The organism is Pseudomonas sp. FP2294, assembly GCF_030687625.1.
Taxonomy (GTDB): Bacteria; Pseudomonadota; Gammaproteobacteria; order Pseudomonadales; family Pseudomonadaceae; genus Aquipseudomonas; species Aquipseudomonas shahriarae.
Window position 1 is genome coordinate 1,665,041 of the sequence record NZ_CP117441.1, and the last position, 18,360, is coordinate 1,683,400.

General features: G+C 63.2%; 20 protein-coding genes. 14 read left to right on the forward strand and 6 right to left on the reverse strand.

Annotated features, from left to right (window positions below; genetic code table 11):
- Nucleotides 1-163 precede the first annotated feature (163 nt).
- From phnE to PSH73_RS07525, 14 genes are all read left to right on the forward strand, one after another.
- Nucleotides 164-946, forward strand: a complete 783-nt coding sequence (gene phnE, locus PSH73_RS07460; protein WP_032859104.1) for a phosphonate ABC transporter, permease protein PhnE — start codon at nt 164-166, stop codon at nt 944-946.
- 36 nt (nt 947-982) lie between these two features.
- A complete protein-coding gene (gene phnF, locus PSH73_RS07465) occupies nt 983-1,687 on the forward strand; it encodes a phosphonate metabolism transcriptional regulator PhnF (RefSeq protein WP_057438832.1) in 705 nt (234 codons plus the stop codon).
- Between the two features lie 11 nt (nt 1,688-1,698).
- Nucleotides 1,699-2,136: a phosphonate C-P lyase system protein PhnG gene (gene phnG, locus PSH73_RS07470; protein WP_057438833.1), complete on the forward strand. Its 438-nt coding sequence runs from the start codon at nt 1,699-1,701 to the stop codon at nt 2,134-2,136.
- A complete protein-coding gene (gene phnH, locus PSH73_RS07475) occupies nt 2,136-2,726 on the forward strand; it encodes a phosphonate C-P lyase system protein PhnH (protein WP_198792850.1) in 591 nt (196 codons plus the stop codon). The genes phnG and phnH overlap by 1 nt, the downstream gene beginning before the upstream one ends.
- Nucleotides 2,726-3,802 carry a carbon-phosphorus lyase complex subunit PhnI gene (locus PSH73_RS07480; RefSeq protein ID WP_115127681.1) on the forward strand — a complete coding sequence of 359 codons (1,077 nt, stop codon included), beginning with the start codon at nt 2,726-2,728 and terminating at the stop codon, nt 3,800-3,802. Before phnH ends, PSH73_RS07480 begins: the two co-directional genes overlap by 1 nt.
- A complete protein-coding gene (locus PSH73_RS07485) occupies nt 3,795-4,637 on the forward strand; it encodes an alpha-D-ribose 1-methylphosphonate 5-phosphate C-P-lyase PhnJ (protein WP_057438836.1) in 843 nt (280 codons plus the stop codon). Before PSH73_RS07480 ends, PSH73_RS07485 begins: the two co-directional genes overlap by 8 nt.
- On the forward strand, nt 4,598-5,407 hold the full coding sequence (gene phnK, locus PSH73_RS07490; protein ID WP_305462691.1) for a phosphonate C-P lyase system protein PhnK: 810 nt from the start codon (nt 4,598-4,600) through the stop codon (nt 5,405-5,407). Before PSH73_RS07485 ends, phnK begins: the two co-directional genes overlap by 40 nt.
- Nucleotides 5,404-6,126 carry a phosphonate C-P lyase system protein PhnL gene (gene phnL, locus PSH73_RS07495; protein ID WP_305462179.1) on the forward strand — a complete coding sequence of 241 codons (723 nt, stop codon included), beginning with the start codon at nt 5,404-5,406 and terminating at the stop codon, nt 6,124-6,126. Before phnK ends, phnL begins: the two co-directional genes overlap by 4 nt.
- Nucleotides 6,116-7,261 carry an alpha-D-ribose 1-methylphosphonate 5-triphosphate diphosphatase gene (locus tag PSH73_RS07500; RefSeq protein ID WP_057438838.1) on the forward strand — a complete coding sequence of 382 codons (1,146 nt, stop codon included), beginning with the start codon at nt 6,116-6,118 and terminating at the stop codon, nt 7,259-7,261. Before phnL ends, PSH73_RS07500 begins: the two co-directional genes overlap by 11 nt.
- Nucleotides 7,261-7,827, forward strand: a complete 567-nt coding sequence (gene phnN / locus PSH73_RS07505) for a phosphonate metabolism protein/1,5-bisphosphokinase (PRPP-forming) PhnN (protein ID WP_057444570.1) — start codon at nt 7,261-7,263, stop codon at nt 7,825-7,827. Before PSH73_RS07500 ends, phnN begins: the two co-directional genes overlap by 1 nt.
- A complete protein-coding gene (phnP, locus tag PSH73_RS07510; protein WP_057958969.1) occupies nt 7,818-8,567 on the forward strand; it encodes a phosphonate metabolism protein PhnP in 750 nt (249 codons plus the stop codon). Before phnN ends, phnP begins: the two co-directional genes overlap by 10 nt.
- 121 nt (nt 8,568-8,688) lie before the next feature.
- Entirely contained in the window at nt 8,689-8,877 is a 189-nt protein-coding gene (locus tag PSH73_RS07515) for a type II toxin-antitoxin system HicA family toxin (RefSeq protein ID WP_057438840.1), read from the forward strand.
- Between the two features lie 24 nt (nt 8,878-8,901).
- Nucleotides 8,902-9,306: a type II toxin-antitoxin system HicB family antitoxin gene (locus PSH73_RS07520; protein WP_057958970.1), complete on the forward strand. Its 405-nt coding sequence runs from the start codon at nt 8,902-8,904 to the stop codon at nt 9,304-9,306.
- Nucleotides 9,307-9,577: 271 nt separating this feature from the next.
- Entirely contained in the window at nt 9,578-11,179 is a 1,602-nt protein-coding gene (locus tag PSH73_RS07525) for a M10 family metallopeptidase C-terminal domain-containing protein (RefSeq protein ID WP_305462181.1), read from the forward strand.
- Between the two features lie 23 nt (nt 11,180-11,202).
- Here PSH73_RS07525 and PSH73_RS07530 read toward each other — a convergent pair whose 3' ends face one another.
- The 6 genes from PSH73_RS07530 to PSH73_RS07555 all read right to left on the reverse strand — a co-directional run bounded on the left by PSH73_RS07530 (nt 11,203) and on the right by PSH73_RS07555 (nt 18,265).
- Nucleotides 11,203-12,399 carry an MFS transporter gene (locus tag PSH73_RS07530; RefSeq protein WP_057438842.1) on the reverse strand — a complete coding sequence of 399 codons (1,197 nt, stop codon included), beginning with the start codon at nt 12,397-12,399 and terminating at the stop codon, nt 11,203-11,205.
- Nucleotides 12,400-12,629: 230 nt separating this feature from the next.
- Nucleotides 12,630-13,634: a sulfate ABC transporter substrate-binding protein gene (locus tag PSH73_RS07535; protein ID WP_057438843.1), complete on the reverse strand. Its 1,005-nt coding sequence runs from the start codon at nt 13,632-13,634 to the stop codon at nt 12,630-12,632.
- Nucleotides 13,635-13,727: 93 nt separating this feature from the next.
- Nucleotides 13,728-14,552, reverse strand: a complete 825-nt coding sequence (locus PSH73_RS07540; RefSeq protein ID WP_057958971.1) for an ion transporter — start codon at nt 14,550-14,552, stop codon at nt 13,728-13,730.
- 31 nt (nt 14,553-14,583) lie between these two features.
- Complete coding sequence (locus PSH73_RS07545; protein ID WP_169990455.1) at nt 14,584-15,459, reverse strand: urea transporter; 876 nt, start codon at nt 15,457-15,459, stop codon at nt 14,584-14,586.
- Between the two features lie 120 nt (nt 15,460-15,579).
- Nucleotides 15,580-16,995: a pyruvate kinase gene (pyk, locus tag PSH73_RS07550; protein WP_057958973.1), complete on the reverse strand. Its 1,416-nt coding sequence runs from the start codon at nt 16,993-16,995 to the stop codon at nt 15,580-15,582.
- Nucleotides 16,985-18,265, reverse strand: coding sequence for a glycerate kinase (locus PSH73_RS07555; RefSeq protein WP_198830571.1), 1,281 nt, complete (start codon nt 18,263-18,265; stop codon nt 16,985-16,987). Before PSH73_RS07555 ends, pyk begins: the two co-directional genes overlap by 11 nt.
- Between the last annotated feature and the right edge of the window lie 95 nt (nt 18,266-18,360).

The following is an 18,360-nucleotide window of genomic DNA, read 5'->3' on the forward strand; positions in this document are numbered from 1 at the left end:
TCAAATGTGGGAGCGGGCTTGCTCGCGAAGACGTCGGCCCAGCAAGCATTGATGTTGACTGACCCACCGCTTTCGCGAGCAAGCCCGCTCCCACACACACATAGCTCCCACACAAGCGGGTTCCCCCATAGGCCCCCGCTCCAGTAATTATCGAGAGTGATCCATGACGACCTTGCACGCTGAAGCCGTGGGTAAAAGAACCTGGCCGCAATACCTCGGCTGGGGCCTGTTCCTGGTGCTGCTGGCCTGGGCCTGGAAAGGCGCGGAAATGAACCCGCTGGCGCTGTACCGCGATTCGGGAAACATGGCGACCTTCGCCGCTGACTTCTTCCCGCCGGACTTCCACGAGTGGCGCTCCTACCTCAAGGAAATGATCGTCACCGTGCAAATCGCCCTCTGGGGCACGGTGCTGGCGATTGTCTGCTCGGTGCCCCTGGGCATCCTCTGCGCCGACAACATTACGCCCTGGTGGATTCACCAACCCCTGCGCCGGGTGATGGATGCCTTTCGCTCGATCAACGAAATGGTGTTCGCCATGTTGTTCGTGGTGGCGGTCGGCCTTGGTCCGTTTGCCGGGGTACTGGCCCTGTGGATCAGCACCACCGGGGTACTCGCCAAGCTGTTTGCCGAAGCCGTCGAGGCCATCGATCCCGGCCCCGTGGAAGGTGTACGCGCCACCGGTGCCAGCGCCTTGCAAGAGGTGATCTACGGCGTGATCCCGCAAGTCATGCCGCTGTGGGTGAGCTACGCGCTGTACCGCTTCGAGGCCAATGTACGCTCGGCGACGGTGGTGGGCATGGTCGGCGCTGGCGGCATCGGCGTGATCCTGTGGGAGAACATCCGCGCCTTCCAGTTCGTACAGACCTGCGCGGTGCTGCTGGTGATCATCGTGGTGGTGAGCCTGATCGACGTGCTGTCCCAACGCCTGCGCAAGCGGTTTATCTGACCTTGGAGGGGTGCCTGCGGGCGCTTTTTTTAAAGCATGCAGTTGTCTAGACAAGATGAGCCGGTGTACCGCGAACTCGCCGATATCCTGCGCCGTGAACTCAGCGGCTACCAGGCCGGGGAGTTCCTGCCGGGCGAAGTGCAGTTGGCCGAACGCTTTGGCGTCAACCGCCACACCCTGCGCCGCGCCATTGATGAGCTGGTGTTCGAAGGCAGTCTGCTGCGCCAGCAGGGCAAAGGCACGCAGGTGCTGGACCGGCCGCTGATTTACCCGATGGGCGCCGACACCGCCTACAGCCAATCGCTGTCGGCCCAGGGCCATGGCGTGCAGGCGCTGCTGCTCAAGCGCCGCTACTGCTACGCCAGCCGCGAAGAAGCGCAGCACCTGGGCATCGCCGAAATGGCGCCGATGATTGAGCTGCAAACCCTGCGCAAGCTCGACCAGCAGCCCGTCAGCCTGATCCGTCATCGCTACTGCGCCAGCCACGCGCCGTTGCTGGCGGATTACAACGGCGGCTCCCTGCGTCAGTACCTGCGCGAGCGCGACCTGCCGTTGACCCGCACCCAGAGCCTGATCGGTGCGCGCTTGCCCAACCGCGACGAAGCCGCGCTGCTGATGATGCCCCGGCATCTGCCTGCACTCACGGTATTCACCCTTTCCCGCGATCGCGATGGCCGCCCGGTGGAGCTGGCGCAGTCCACCAGCCGTTCGGATCGCTTCCAGTACCAGGTGGTGACTTGATGGAGACCCCGATGAATCTGTCCCCGCGTCAGCATTGGATTGGCGTACTTGCCCGCGCCCAGCTCAATGAACTGCAACCCCACGAAGCGGCATTGAAGGACGCCGAGTACCAACTGATCCGCGCCCCGGAAATCGGCATGACCCTGGTGCGCGGGCGCATGGGCGGCAATGGCGCGCCGTTCAACGTCGGTGAAATGACGGTGACCCGCTGTGTGGTGCGCCTGGCCGATGGCCGCACCGGCTACAGCTACCTGGCCGGGCGCGACAAGGTCCACGCCGAACTGGCGGCCCTGGCCGATGCCCATTTGCAAAACGCGCAACCGAGCCCGTGGCTCAGCGATTTGATCAGCGCACTGGCCCAGGCCCAAGCCCGGCGCCGCGCGCAAAAAGAAGCCGACACTGCGGCGACCAAGGTCGAGTTCTTCACCCTGGTGCGAGGAGAAAACTGATGCACGCTCAATTATTGCAGCCGGCGTTTGTCGACCCGGTGCTGGATGCCCAGCGCAGCTTTCGCGCGGCGCTCAAGGCCTTGGCCGAACCGGGTTTGATCCAGCACCTGCCGGCTGCCCCGCACCTCGATGGCCTGGCGCCCGCCACCTATGCCTTGTGCCTGGCGCTGCTGGATGTCGACACGCCGCTATGGCTGGCACCGGCGTTCGACACGCCACTGATCCGCGCCAACCTGGCCTTCCACTGCGGCTGCCCGTTGGTTGCGCGTCGGGAGGAGGCCGCGTTTGCCTTGCTCGGCGAGGCGGACCTGCTCGACCTCAGCGGCTTCGATCACGGCAATGATCGCTACCCCGACCAGTCCTGCACCTTGCTGGTCCAGCTTAGCGACCTGGAGGCCGGGCGCGCCTTGCTCTGGCGCGGCCCGGGCATCCAGGCCCAGCGCCGGGTGCAGGTGCCGGTGCCGTCGGCTTTCTGGTTGGAGCGCCAGCGCCGCGAGGCCTTTCCCCGTGGCCTGGACGTGTTGTTCAGCGCCGGCCATCACCTGCTCGGCCTGCCGCGCAGCAGCCGCATCACACAGGAGCACGCCTGATGTACGTAGCCGTCAAGGGTGGCGAACAGGCCATCGACAATGCCCACCGCCTGCTGGCGAAAAAACGCCGGGGCGATACGGCGGTTCCCGAACTGAGTGTCGAGCAGATCCGCCAGCAACTGCCCCTGGCTGTGGCGCGGGTGATGAGTGAAGGCTCGCTGTACGACGAAGAACTGGCGGCATTGGCGATCAAGCAGGCGGCGGGGGACCTGGTAGAAGCGATCTTCCTGCTGCGCGCCTACCGCACCACATTGCCGCGCTTCAGCCCGAGCCTGCCGATCGATACCGCGCAGATGTCGTTGAGCCGACGGTTGTCAGCCACCTTCAAGGACGTGCCCGGCGGCCAGTTGCTCGGCCCGACCTTCGATTACACCCATCGCCTGCTGGATTTCGCGCTGCTGGCCGAAGGTGAGTATCCAGGCCCGCAGACCACGGCGGATGCGCGCCTCGAACCGTGTCCACGGGTGCTGGGGTTGCTGGCCAAAGAGGGCTTGATCAAGCACGAAGCCGACGACCACGCCAGCGTCGCTGACATCACCCGCGACCCGCTGGAGTTCCCCGCCAGCCGTGCCGAGCGCCTGCAGGCCCTGGCTCGCGGCGATGAAGGGTTTTTGTTGGCGCTGGGCTATTCGACCCAGCGTGGCTATGGGCGCAATCACCCGTTTGCCGGGGAGATTCGCATCGGTGAAGTCGAGGTATGGGTCGATCCTGAAGAACTGGGCTTTGCCATCTGCCTGGGTAGCATCGAAGTCACCGAGTGCGAGATGGTCAACCAGTTTGTCGGCTCGGCCACCGAGTTGGCGCAGTTCACCCGCGGCTATGGCCTGGCGTTCGGGCATGCCGAGCGCAAGGCCATGGGCATGGCTCTGGTGGACCGCTCGCTGCGTGCCGAGGAGTACAGCGAAGAGATTGTCTCGCCGGCCCAGCGCGAAGAATTCGTGCTGGCCCACTGCGACAACGTTGAGGCCGCCGGTTTTGTCTCGCACCTCAAATTGCCTCACTACGTGGACTTCCAGGCCGAACTGGAACTGATCCGCAAACTGCGCCAACCGGCCGAGGGCACCCGCCATGAATGACGCCGCCTACAACTTCGCCTACCTCGACGAACAGACCAAACGCATGATCCGTCGCGCCTTGCTCAAGGCCGTGGCGATTCCCGGTTACCAAGTGCCGTTCGGTGGTCGCGAGATGCCGCTGCCCTATGGTTGGGGCACCGGCGGCATGCAATTGACGGCGGCGATCCTCGGTGCCGACGACGTGCTCAAGGTCATCGACCAGGGCGCCGACGACACCACCAACGCCGTGTCCATCCGGCGCTTTTTTGCGCGCACCGCCGGTATCGCCACCACCGAAGCCACCCCCGACGCCACAGTGATCCAGACCCGCCACCGCATCCCGGAAACCCCGCTGCAGGCCGGGCAGATCATGGTCTACCAAGTGCCGATCCCCGAGCCGCTGCGCTTTATCGAGCCCTCGGAAACCGAGACCCGCACCATGCACGCCCTCAACGACTATGGGGTGATGCACGTAAAACTCTACGAAGACATCGCCACCTTCGGCCATATCGCCACCGCTTATGCCTACCCGGTGATGGTCGACGAGCGCTATGTGATGGACCCTTCGCCGATCCCCAAATTCGACAACCCGAAACTCGACATGAGCCCGGCGCTGATGCTGTTCGGTGCCGGCCGCGAAAAGCGCCTGTACGCGGTGCCGCCGTACACCCAGGTCAGCAGCCTGGACTTCGAGGATCACCCCTTTGAAGTGCAGACGTGGGACCACCACTGCGCCATCTGCGGTAGCCATGACTCGTTCCTCGATGAACTGATCCTCGACGACGCCGGCACCCAGAGTTTTGTGTGTTCCGACACCTGGTACTGCGCCCAACGGGTCAAGGAGAACAACCAGTGAGCCAGCCCTTATTGCAAGTGCGCGACCTGTCCCTGCTGTACGGCCTGGAGAAGGGCTGTCAGGACGTGACTTTTGATCTGTACCCCGGTGAGGTGCTGGGGATTGTCGGCGAGTCCGGTTCGGGTAAATCCACCTTGCTCTCGCTGCTGAGCGGGCGCTTGCCGCCCCAGGCCGGCAGCGTCGGCTATCGCAGCAAGGACGGCGAATGGCTGGACCTCTACAGCGCCAGCGAAGCCGAACGCCGCACTTTGCTGCGCACCGAATGGGGCTTCGTTGAACAGAACCCCCGCGACGGCCTGCGCATGGGCGTGTCGGCCGGCGCCAACATTGGCGAGCGCCTGATGGCCCAGGGCGTGCGCAATTACCAGCAACTGCGTGGCGCCGGCCTGGACTGGCTGGGCCAGGTGGAGATCGACCCGCAGCGCATCGACGACCTGCCGCGCACCTTCTCTGGCGGCATGCAGCAGCGCCTGCAAATCGCCCGCAACCTCGTTTCCAGCCCGCGCCTGGTGTTTATGGATGAGCCCACCGGTGGCCTGGACGTGTCGGTGCAGGCGCGCCTGCTCGACCTGCTGCGCGGCCTGGTACGTGAGCTGGACCTGGCGGTGGTGATCGTCACCCATGACCTGGCGGTGGCGCGCCTGCTGGCCGATCGCCTGATCGTGATGCGCCGCTCGCGGGTGGTGGAAACCGGGCTGACGGATCAGATCCTCGACGATCCACAGCACCCTTACTCTCAACTGCTGGTGTCTTCGGTATTGCAGCCATGACGAATGCCTTGATCGAGGTCCGTGGCCTCTCGAAAACCTTCACCTTGCACCAGCAGAACGGCGTGGTGCTCAACGTGCTGCGCGGGGTGGCGTTCAGCGTGCAGGGCGGTGAATGCCTGGTGCTGCACGGCCAGTCCGGTGCGGGTAAAAGCACCTTGCTGCGCACCTTGTATGGCAACTACCTGCCGGCCGGGGGCAGCATCCGCGTGCGCCATGCCGGTCAGTGGCTGGAGCTGGTGGGCGCTGCCCCCCGGGAGGTTCTCGAGGTACGCCAGCAGACCCTGGGCTATGTCAGCCAGTTTTTGCGGGTGATCCCACGGGTCGCCTGCCTGGATGTGGTGATGGAGCCCGCGCTGGCCCGTGGCTGGACGAAGGCTGACGCCCAGGCCCGTGCCGAGCATTTGCTGGCGCGCCTGAATATCCCCCGGCGCCTGTGGCAACTGGCGCCGGGCACCTTCTCCGGGGGCGAGCAGCAGCGGGTCAATATCGCGCGCGGCTTCATGGTGGCCTGGCCGGTGATGTTGCTCGACGAGCCGACGGCCTCCCTGGATGACCGCAACCGTCAGGTTGTCCTGGAACTGATCAACGAAGCCAAGGCCGGCGGTGCCGCACTGATTGGCATCTTCCATGACCGTGCCGCCCGTGAGGCGGTGGCTGACCGCCATTTGGACATGACGCCCGCTGTGATTACCGACGAGGACTACGCCGATGCCCGCTGAACAGATCCTCAGCAATGCCCAACTGGTCACTGCTGATCGTGTATTTCTCGGCAGTGTGCTGCTGCGTGACGGGGTGATCGTTGACCTCGCCGAAGGCCGCAGCCAGTTACCCCACGCCCAGGACCTGGGCGGTGATTTCCTGCTGCCGGGGCTGGTGGAGTTGCACACCGACAACCTGGAAAAACACATGACCCCGCGCCCCGGCGTGGACTGGCCATCGACCTCGGCTGTGCTCAGCCATGATGCGCAGATCATCGCGGCCGGTATCACCACGGTGTTCGATGCGGTGTCCATCGGCGACGTGAACCCCAAGGGCAATCGCATGCAGAAGCTGCCGGCGATGCTCAATGCCATTGCCTCGACGCAGGAAGCCGGCCTGACCCGCGCCGAACACCGCCTGCACCTGCGTTGCGAGCTGTGCCACCCGGACACCTTGAGTGTGTTCCGCGATCTGGTGGAAAACCCGCTGGTGCAACTGGTGTCGGTGATGGACCACTCGCCGGGCCAGCGCCAGTTTGTGCTGGAGTCCAAGTACCGCGAGTACTACATGGGCAAATACCATTTGAATGATGAAACCATGGACGCGTTCGTGCTGTTGCAAATGGCCAACTCCAAGGCCTACAGCGACCGCTACCGCGCCGCGATCGTCGAGCATTGCCTGGCGCGTGGCCTGTCGGTGGCCAGCCATGACGACGCGACCCTGGCCCATGTCGAGGAGTCGGCGCGCTATGGCATGAACATCGCCGAGTTCCCCACCACCCTGGAAGCGGCGCGCGGTTGCCGGCAACTGGGGATGAAAGTGCTGATGGGCGCGCCGAACGTGGTGCGCGGCGGTTCCCACTCGGGTAATGTGGCCGCCGCCGGCCTGGCTGCTGAAGGATTGCTGGATATACTTTCCAGTGACTACTACCCGGCCAGCCTGTTGCCAGCGGCCTTTGCCCTGGCGGCCCAGGACAATGACTGCGATCTGCCCCAGGCGATCAAGATGATCAGCCTGGCCCCTGCACAGGCGGCGGGCATCAAGGATCGCGGGGAAATTGCCGTCGGCCTGCGTGCGGACCTGGTGCAAGCCAGGGCCCAGGGCGGGCTGCCGGTAGTCCAACAAGTCTGGCGACAAGCCAAGAGGGTGTTTTGATGGTGGGCAGGTTGATCTATCTCATCGGGCCATCGGGTTCGGGCAAGGACAGCCTGTTGGAAGCCGCGCGCGGGCCATTGGCCGAGCGCGGTTGCCGCATCGTGCGACGGGTCATCACCCGTTCGGCGGAAGCGGTGGGCGAGGCCGCCCAGGGTGTGAGCCCCGCGCAATTCGCCGCGCTGCAAGCCGAGGGCGGCTTTGCCCTCAGTTGGCATGCCAATGGCCTGTCTTATGGCATTCCACGGCAGATCGACGACTGGCTGGCGGCCGGCGACGATGTGCTGGTCAATGGCTCCCGTGGCCACCTGGCGCAGACCCGCGCACGTTATCCGACGCTGTTGGTGGTGCTGCTGACGGTGGACCAGGCGGTGTTGCGCCAGCGTTTGCTGGCGCGGGGCCGTGAGTCGGTGGCAGACATCGACGCGCGCCTGGCACGCAATGCGCAGTTCAGCGACAGCCTGCAGGCTGCGCCTGGGGTGTTCCTACTGGATAACTCCGGGCCGTTGGTGCATACCGTCGCCCGGTTGCTCGATTGCCTGGAGGAGGGGCACTCGGCATGCGCCTGACCCTGCTGGGCACCGGCGACGCCCGCCAAGTCCCGGTGTATGGCTGCGAATGCGCGGCCTGCACCCTGGCGCGCAGCGATGAACGCCTGCGCCGCCGCGAGTGCAGCGCGCTGATCGAGTGCGGTGAGCAACGCTGGTTGATCGACAGCGGGCTGACGGACCTCACCGAGCGTTTCCCGCCACGCAGCTTCAACGGCATTCTGCAGACCCACTACCATGCCGATCACGCCCAGGGCCTGCTGCACCTGCGCTGGGGCCAGGGCCTGATCATCCCGGTGCATGGCCCGGCAGACCCCGAGGGCCTGTCGGACCTCTACAAGCATCCCGGCATCCTCGATTTCAGCCAGCCCTTCGCCGAGTTCGAGACCCGCCAGTTTGGCGAACTGACGGTCACCGCGTTGCCCCTGCAGCACTCCAAGCCGACCTTGGGCTACCTGCTGCAAGGGCAGGGGCGGCGCCTGGCCTACCTGACCGACACCACGGGCCTGCCCCCGGCGACCCTCGACTGGTTGCGGCGCGAGCCTCTGGACGTACTGGTCATCGACTGCTCCATGCCACCGCAACCCCAGGCGCCGCGCAATCACAATGACCTGACCCTGGCCCTGCAATGCATCGACGCGTGCGGCGCCGAGCTTGGCGTGCTGACCCACGTCGGGCACACCCTGGATGCCTGGCTGTTGCAGCATCGCGGTGAACTGCCACCGCATGTGACGGTGGGCTGGGATGGGCGGGTGCTTTAGCTCCATGCCTGGGGCTTTTCAATATCCGGCAAAACAACCGTCAGTCTGCTCTGAAAAATCTGTGCTTGAGTAAAGGTAACTCTGGAGTTATTTTTATTCGGGCCGGAGCAAGGAGGCTGTGGTGCAAAGCAGGCTATTGATCAAGGAACTGCAAGAGGCGGGCTGGGTGTTGGATCGGGTCATGGGCAGCCATCACATTTTCACCCATCGCTATAACCCGTCCACGATACCGGTGCCCCATCCCAAGAAGGATCTGCCCTTGGGCACCGTGCGAAGTATCCGGCAGCGTGCCGGGTTGTTTTCGTTCTAGGTCGGTTTTTTCAGGAGAATATTCATGCAATACCCAATCTGTATCGAATGGGGCGATGACTTTACCGCCACCGGTATCCAGATCCCTGATATTCCAGGCGCGGTGACGGCCGGGGACAGTTTTGAAGAGGCTTACAACGCCGCCGTCGAAGTGGCTCACATCCTGTTGCAGGAGCTGGCTGGCGAAGGCCACGCGATTCCCATGCCGACCTCGGTGGCGACGCACCACGGCAATGAGGAGTACGCCGGGATGGGCTGGGGGATGCTCGAGCTCGATATCTCGCCTTACCTGGGCAAGACCGAGAAGGTCAATGTCACGTTGCCGGGGTATGTGATCCAGCGTATTGACCGTTATGTGCGCGAGCACAAGGTCAAAAGTCGCTCGTCATTCCTGGCGGATGCGGCGCTGGAGAAGTTGGTGCGTTCTTGAAATCGGTGAGTTCGGTGGTGGGGCGTCGAAGCTAAAATGTAGAGCGGATATTTCGTGGGACGGCGAGGATTTGGATTAAGAAACGTGTGTCTTTTTTGCGTTTTCCAAGGGCCATCAGCAAGTTGAATGGGCTTTTTCAAGACGGCATAACCCTTGGGGATTGTAAGGATCCATGTGTTTTGTCAGTAAACCGAACAAGCGGCCAAAGCGTTTCAATAAGACTCAAAGCCCCGGTGGCGGGGTGATTTCCTGCATGAAAGATTAGGCACGGATGACGGGGACCGAGACGGCTTTCTGCGATGAAAGGCGGCGCAGTTGGACCCTGATATCCCAGTTTTTAATCGAATCGGAGATCGCCATGAGTCAAATCAACAACACTGCTGCTCATCCTGGCTGCTGTCCTGAAGGTATGCACGGGCCGTCCAGGGAACCCATGTCTGCCCGTGGGAAACGCTCCCTCAGTACTGATCAGGTTGCCGGGCATCTTACGCGCAGCGGTACGCGTTTTAACGATCGGGACGGGGACGGCAAGACGCAGGTTTCCTACAAGCTCCAGGGTTTCACCGAGCAGCAGAAAACCTGTGCTCGCCGGGCCATGGAGGCTTGGCAAGACGTGGCCAACATCAGTTTTCATGAGAACGCCCGCAAGACGGATGGATCTATAGAGGTGTCCGGCTCCCATCGCATGGAAAGTGGCGTGGCATGGGGGCCGACACGGCACAATCCCGCGGCGAAAGCCACGATCGGTACACGGCGTGCCTCACATGCGCCCAAGGAGGGGAGTTACTTCCACACTACGATGGTTCACGAGATAGGCCATTGCCTGGGGCTGGCGCATCCCGGTGACTACAACGGTGGCGGATCGTACGAGCGGGATGCGAAGTTTGCGCAGGACACCCGGGCCGGTACGGTCATGAGTTATTGGGCAGAGCACAAGAACGCGGGTCATGACTTCAAGGGGCGGATGCCCTCGGCACCCATGATGTATGACATCGCGGCGGTTCAGCGTCTTTATGGTGCCAACCACACTACCCGCAACACAGACACGACCTATGGGTTCAACTCCAATACCGGGCGTGACGTACTGAGCATCAAGAGCGCTGCGGATTCAGCGGTTTTTTGTGTCTGGGACGGCGGCGGTAACGACACCCTGGATTTCTCCGGCTATTCCCAGGACCAAAACATCAACCTCAATGTGCAATCGTTCTCGGACGTCGGGGGAATGAAAGGTAATGTTTCCATCGCCAAGGGCGTGACCCTGGAAAATGCCGTCGGCGGTGCAGGCAATGATGTGCTGACCGGCAATGATGCAGACAATCGCCTCAAGGGGGGCAGGGGGGCAGACAAGCTGCGCGGAGGCGGCGGGGCGGACATCTTCGTCTACGACAAGGCCAGTGAATCCACGCCGCAGAACCCCGACCTGATCGAGGATTTCACCAGCGGCACCGACAAAGTCGATGTTTCTGGCGCCTTGAGAGAAGCCGGTATCAAACACCTCAACTTCTCCAGTCAATTCAATGGGCAGCCAGGCAATGCCGTGCTGGGTTATGACGCGCGTACGGGGCGTGGCAGTCTGGCGATTGATATGAACGGTAGCGGCAAACCTGACTTGCTGTTGACCACTGCCGGTAAAATCCAAGCCACCGATATCGTGACGGGAGGACCGACGCCAACCCCCGGGCCCGCCCCCTTACCCACCCCGGCGCCAACCCCTGTGCCGCCCCCGACTCCGACCCCACCGCCTATGCCGGCACCCGCTCCCGCTGAATCCCTACTCGCGATCTTGACGAGTGTGCTCCAGAGTACCCTCATGCTGTTGCAGGGGCTCATTCGGTTATTTGAGAAGGGCCAGGCAGGGCAAGGGCATCGGTAGGTGAGGGTTGGCACCTGATGGGTTCAGGCTCTTACGGTCGACGCGCCCCTGGACACACTCAAGAAGCGCAGCAAGGCCACCAACGGGAACGCGCTACCCACCAGGATCACCCCAAGCCAGCCGCCGTGTTCATACACACTGCTGGCAATCGCCGAGCCAAAGGCGCCACCGATGAAGATGCTGGTCATGTACAGCGCGTTCAAGCGGCTGCGGCTGTGGGCGTCGAGGGCATAGATGGTGCGCTGGCCGAGGACCATATTCATCTGCACGCAGAAGTCCAGGACCACGCCCGTGACCATCAAGCCGATGACGCTGTAGGCCGGATGTACCAGCGCCGGTAGAAAACTCAGGGCCGCCAGCAACATGGCCAGCAACGAAGCGCGGTGGGTGTGGCCGGCGTCTGCCAGGCGCCCACTGATCGGTGCTGCGATGGCGCCGAGGGCACCGACCAGGGCAAACAGGGCGATCTGGCTCTGGCTCAAGCCGTGGTTGCGTGAGAGTTCCAGGGGCACGGCGGTCCAGAACAGGCTGAAGGCAGCGAACAGGCAACCCTGGTAGAACGCCCGTTGGCGCAGCAACGGTTGCTCGCGCAGCAGGGTGGCCAACGAGCGCAACAACTGGCCATAGCTGGCACTGTGGTCCGGCTGGCGTTTGGGCACGGTCAACAACAGCACCACGCTGATAATGGCCATCATCGCGGCTGCGGCCATGAACATCGCCCGCCAGCCGAAGTGGTCCGCCACCAGGCTGGACACCGGCCGTGCCAGCAGGATGCCCAGCAACAGGCCACCCATGATGCTACCCACCACCCGGCCACGGGACTCGGCAGGTGCCAAGTGCGCGGCCAGGGGAATCAGGATCTGCACTGACACCGAGCTGAAGCCAATCAGCAACGACACCAACAGGAACAGGTTCGGTTCTTTGGTGAAAGCTGCACCCAACAGGCTGGCGATGGCGACCACGGTGGTGATGATCATCAGCCGACGGTTTTCCAGCAGGTCGCCCAGCGGCACCAGGAAGAACAGGCCCAGGGCATAGCCAATCTGGGTCAGGGACACGATCAGGCTGGCCATGGCGGGTGTCAGGCCGATGTCCGGGGCAATCAACTCAATGATCGGTTGTGCGTAGTAGATGTTGGCGACGATGGCGCCGCAGCAGAACGCAAACAGCAGCACCATGCCACGGGTCATGGTGGCGGTCGCGGGTGAGGTAGCGGTCATGGTGTTCTCGTTAAAACGGGGAAGGATGGCGTGAAGGTTAAAGGGTAGGCGAGGGAGGGGGTAAAGTGTTACTGATGATTTCAGTCATGCCTGGCATTAATGCCTTGCGCAGAACCTAATGTGGGAGCGGGCGTGCCCGCGATGGCGGCGTGTCAGGTTAGAAATACCTGGCTGATACACCGCTATCGCGGGCAAGCCCGCTCCCACATTTTTTGAACGAGGTTTGTCAGTTATTGACCGTTGTAGATCTGGTCGAAGACCCCGCCATCATTGAAGTGGGTTTTCTGCACGGTGCGCCAGTCGCCAAAAGTCTTCTCTACCGAGAGGAAGTCAACTTTCGGGAAACGGTCGGTGTATTTGGCCAGCACCGCTGGGTCACGTGGACGCAGGTAGTTGTTGGCGGCAATTTCCTGGCCTTCGGCCGACCACAGGTATTTCAGGTAGTCATCGGCCACCGCACGGGTGCCTTTCTTCTCGACCACTTTGTCGACCACCGACACCGGCGGCTCGGCTTCAGCGGAAACGCTTGGGTAAACCACTTCGAACTGATCGCGGCCGAACTCACGGGCAATCATTTCCGCTTCGTTTTCAAAGGTCACCAGCACGTCGCCGATCTGGTTGGTCATGAACGTGGTGGTCGCGGCACGGCCACCGGTATCGAGCACCGGTGCCTGCTTGAACAGCTTGCCGACAAAGTCCTTGGCCTTGTTTTCATCGCCGCCGTTCTTCAGCACATAGCCCCAGGCCGACAGGTAGGTGTAGCGCCCGTTACCGGAAGTCTTGGGGTTGGGCACGATCACCTGTACGCCATCCTTGAGCAGGTCCGGCCAGTCTTTCAGGGCCTTGGGGTTGCCCTTGCGTACGATAAATACGGTGGCGGAAGTGAATGGCGCGCTGTTGTTCGGCAGGCGGGTGACCCAGTTGTCGGGCACCAGTTTGCCGTTGTCCGCCAGGGCGTTGATGTCGGTGGCCATGTTCATGGTGATCACGTCAGCCGGCAGGCCGTCGATGACCGAGCGCGCCTGTTTGCTGGAACCGCCGAAGGACATCTGCAAGGTCAGCTTGTCGTTCGGGTGTTCGGCTTGCCAGTGCTTCTGGAACGCCGCGTTGTAGTCCTTGTAGAAGTCACGCATCACGTCATACGAGACGTTGAGCAGGGTGGTCGAGGCGGCCTGGGCGCCGATGGACAGTGCAAGGCCGGCGGCCAGGAGCGAAGCGCTAACGAGTTTTTTCACTGCTCATTCCTTGTTGTTCGCGAAGGTGGTGGCTTATAGCCCACGACTATAGCCGCGGTGGCATAGACGCTTAAAGATTAAAAAGAACTTTGCTTATTCCACTTTTTTATAGAGCCCGTTGCCGCAGCGCGAACAGAAGGCCGCGTTGGGTTCGTGGCTGCTTTTCTTGCACACCGGGCAGTCGTGTTGCAATTGCTCGCCGCGCATGGCGTTGGCCAGTTCGGCGGTAAAGATCCCGGTGGGCACGGCGATGATCGAGTAGCCGGTGATCATCACCAGCGACGAGATCACCTGGCCCAGCGGGGTCTTGGGCACGATGTCGCCAAAGCCCACGGTGGTCAGGGTCACGATGGCCCAGTAGATGCCCTTGGGTATGCTGGTAAAGCCATGCTCCGGGCCCTCGATCACGTACATCAGGGTGCCGAACACCGTCACCAGGGTGCAGACGCTGACCAGGAACACCACGATCTTTTGCTTGCTGCCGCGCAGCGCCGACATCAGGTAGTTGGCTTGCTTGAGGTACGGGCTGAGCTTGAGCACCCGGAAGATCCGCAACATGCGGATGATGCGGATAATCAGCAGGTACTGGGCGTCGCTGTAGTACAGGGCGAGGATGCCGGGGACGATGGCCAGTAAGTCCACCAACCCGTAGAAACTGAAGGCATAGCGCAATGGCTTGGGCGAGCAATACAGGCGCAGGCCGTACTCGATGGCGAAGATCAGCGTGAAGCCCCACTCGATATAGGCCAGCACATCGGCGTAGTTCTGGTGCACGACGTCGATGCTGTCGAGCATCACGATCACCAGGCTGGCGAGGATGATCAGCAACAGGATGCCGTCGAAGCGCCGCCCGGCCGCCGTGTCGCTCTGGAAAACCATGACGTAGAGCCGCTGGCGCCAGTCGTTGTTACTGTCCATGAAGTCCGCCTGAATCGAAGATCTGCGAAGCCTAGGGGGATTCGAACGGGCTGTCCATGTTGGACCGGTGCCGCAGACGCAGGGTGGCGCGCACCAGCCAGCAGGCGAGGATAAACGGCGCAGTCAGCGGTGCCAGGTGCAGGCCGGCGAAGCCTGGGGCAAGCAGGCATGCCAGGAGGATGCCGAGCAGGGGCAGCCAGGGTTGGCGTCGGTACTGGCTGAGGGCCAGGGCGGCAAGCGCCGGGTTATAGCTGTGCAGGCCGAGCAGGGCGCCAGCGCGGTCGTCGAGCAGCAGGCCGAGTGCCATGCCGCTGCAGGCGCCCACCACGGCCCACAGCGCTGCGCGAGGGCTGGCCAGCAGCAGGCCAAGGGCGATCAGCACGCCGGCCAGTGGTTGATCCAGCAGCACGATCTGCCCCAGGCCGATCAGCGGAGCGCTTAGCCAGTCCAGGGTGTCCGGCGTAGTGATAGGCAGCGCGGCAGGTGCGACCGTGCCGAGCAACAGCCAGCCTAACCCGACGAAGGGCACGGTATAGGCAGGCAAGTCATCGCCATGGCCCGTGCGCTTGACCCATTGCCGGGTCAGGATCGCACTCAGGCCGCCGCAGGCCAGGATCAGCGGCGGCAGCAAGGCCGACCAGGCGAAATGCTGGCTGATCAGTAATCCCAGCAACACGCCGTTGTAGCTATAGAGCCCGGCCTGGCGCTCGGCCTTGGGATAGTCGCGGCGCTGGGCCGTGAGCAGGCCGGCGACCCCGCCCAGCAGCGCACCGCCGAGCAGGGCCGGGGCGCAGGTGAGGATCGCCAGCAGGCAGAGCAGGCCACACAGCGGGTGGCGTTGCAGGAATATCTGGCTGAAGCCGTTGAGCAGGGCTTCGGCCCAGTCGGGGCAGGTTGGGTTGGGCATGGTGAGGGAGTCAGGGAGACCGAGTTGCCCTTATCGCAGGCAAGCCCGCTCCCCTATTTTGATTGGCGAACCCAATCAAATGTGGAAGCTGGCTTGCCCGTGATGAGGCCCGAACAGACGCTAGATCAACGTCTCAATGCGCAGCGAGTTGGTCGACCCCGGTTGCCCAAACGGCACCCCCGCCGTGATCAACAAGGTATCCCCACGCTGTGCCATGCCTTGGGCCTGGGCGATTTCCAGCGCGGTGGAACACACCTCGTCCACCTGCCTCAAGCGGTCATTGACCACCGAATGCACACCCCAGGCCACGCTCAAGCGGCGCGCAGTGGACAGGTTGGGCGTGAGGTTGAGGATCGGCACCGCCGGGCGCTCCCTTGCTGCACGCAGGCTGGAGCTGCCCGACTCGCTGTAGTTCACCAGCACCGCCACCGGCAGGATGCTGCTGATCCGACGGATCGCGCAGCTGATGGCGTCGGACACCGTGGCATCGGCCTTGGGTCGGCTTACATCCAGTTGGGTCTGGTAGTCCGGGCCGTTCTCCACCTGGCGGATGATCTTGCTCATCATCTGCACCGCTTCCAACGGGTATTCGCCGGACGCGGTTTCGGCCGACAGCATCACCGCATCGGCGCCTTCGGCCACGGCATTGGCCACGTCGGTGACTTCAGCGCGGGTGGGGGCCGGCGAGAAGCGCATGGACTCGAGCATCTGTGTGGCCACCACCACCGGTTTGCCCAGCTGGCGGCAGGTGCTGATGATGTCTTTCTGGATTTGCGGCACGCTTTCGGCCGGCACTTCCACGCCCAGGTCCCCTCTGGCGACCATGATCGCATCGCTCAGCTCGGCGATTTCCTGCAGGTAGCGCACCGCCGAGGGTTTTTCGATCTTCGCCATCAAGAACGCCTTGTCACCGATCAACTCGCGGGCTTCGCGGATATCTTCGGGGCGTTGCACAAACGACAGCGCCACCCAGTCCACGCCCAGCTCCAGGCCGAAGCTCAGGTCGCGGCGGTCCTTGGCGGTCAGTGGGCTGAGTTCCAACAAGGCTTGTGGGACGTTCACCCCTTTACGGTCGGACAGTTCGCCGCCATTCAACACTGTGGTGTCGATCGCGTCGGCATGCTTGGTAATCACCCGCAGGCGCAACTTGCCGTCATCGAGCAACAGGTCCATGCCCGGCTCCAGGGCCTTGATGATTTCCGGGTGGGGCAGGTTGACCCGGCGCTGATCGCCCGGTGTCGGGTCGAGGTCCAGGCGCAAGGCCTGGCCACGTACCAGTTGCACCTTGCCTTCGGCGAAACGCCCGACCCGCAGCTTGGGCCCTTGCAGGTCCATCAGGATCCCCAGGGGGTAATTGAGCTGGCGTTCTACCTGGCGGATCCATTGGTAGCGCTGGGCATGGTCGGCGTGCTCGCCATGGCTGAAGTTCAGGCGAAAGATGTTCACCCCGGCTTCCACCAGCTCGCGGATGTCATCAATACCGTCGGTGGCCGGCCCCAGGGTGGCGAGGATTTTGACCTTCTTGTCAGGCGTCATGGGCAGCAGTCTCAAGTATCAAAATGGCGCGGAAGTCGTTGACGTTGGTACGGGTCGGCTCGGTGACGATCAACGCGTCGAGTGCCGCGAAATAGCCGTAGCCATTGTTGTTGTCCAGCTCATCGCTGGCCGACAGGCCCAGGGCCTCGGCGCGGGCGTAGCTGGTGGGGGTCATGATTGCCCCGGCGTTGTCTTCGGAGCCGTCGATGCCGTCGGTGTCACCGGCCAGGGCGTAGACGCCGGGCAGGCCCTTGAGGCTGTCGGTCAGGCTCAGCAGGAATTCGGCGTTGCGTCCGCCACGGCCATTGCCGCGCACGGTCACGGTGGTTTCGCCGCCGGACAGGATCACGCAGGGCGCCGCCAGTGGCTGGCCGTGCTGCACGATCTGCCGGGCAATGCCGGCGTGGACCTTGGCCACGTCCCGCGCTTCGCCTTCCAGGTCGCCGAGGATCAGCGGGCTGAAACCGGCCTGACGCACTTTCACCGCCACCGCTTCGAGGGATTGCTGCGGCCGTGCGATCAATTGGAAATGGCTGCGCGCCAGGCACGGGTCGCCGGGTTTGACCGTCTCTGATTCCGGGTTCTGCAACCAGCTGCGCATCGAGGCCGGCACTTCGATCTGGTAACGCTTGAGAATCGCCAGCGCCTGTTGCGAGGTGCTCGGGTCGCCTACGGTCGGGCCGGAGGCGATCACCGTGGCCTGGTCGCCCGGCACATCGGAAATCGCGTAGGTGTAGACCGTGGCCGGCCAGGCGGCCTTGGCCAGGCGCCCACCTTTGATCGCCGAGAGGTGCTTGCGCACGCAATTCATCTCGCCGATGGTCGCGCCGGATTTGAGCAGGGCTTTGTTGATGGCTTGTTTGTCGGCCAGGCTGATACCCGCTGCCGGCAACGCCAACAGGGCCGAACCGCCGCCAGACAGCAGGAAGATCACCCGGTCGTCTTCGCCCAGGTTGCTGATCAGCGCCAGCACACGCTTGGCCACGGCCTGGCCGGCGGCATCCGGCACGGGGTGCGCTGCTTCGACCACTTCGATTTTCTGGCAGGGTGCGCCGTGGCCGTAGCGTGTGACCACCAGGCCCGAAACCTCGCCCTGCCAGCTGTTTTCCACGACCAGGGCCATGGCGGCTGCGGCTTTGCCTGCGCCGATCACGATCACCCGGCCGCTGCGGTCGGCGGGCAGATAAGGTTCGAGGACTTGCCGGGGGTGGGCAGCGTCGATGGCTGTGGCAAACAGCTCGCGAAGCAGGTGTTGCGGATCGACCGACATAAGCGGGCTCCCGGATTCTTGTTATTGGGTTTGAAGCGTGGAATGAGGGCCAAATGTGGGAGCAGGCAAACCAGCTCCCACCAGGGATTGCATTC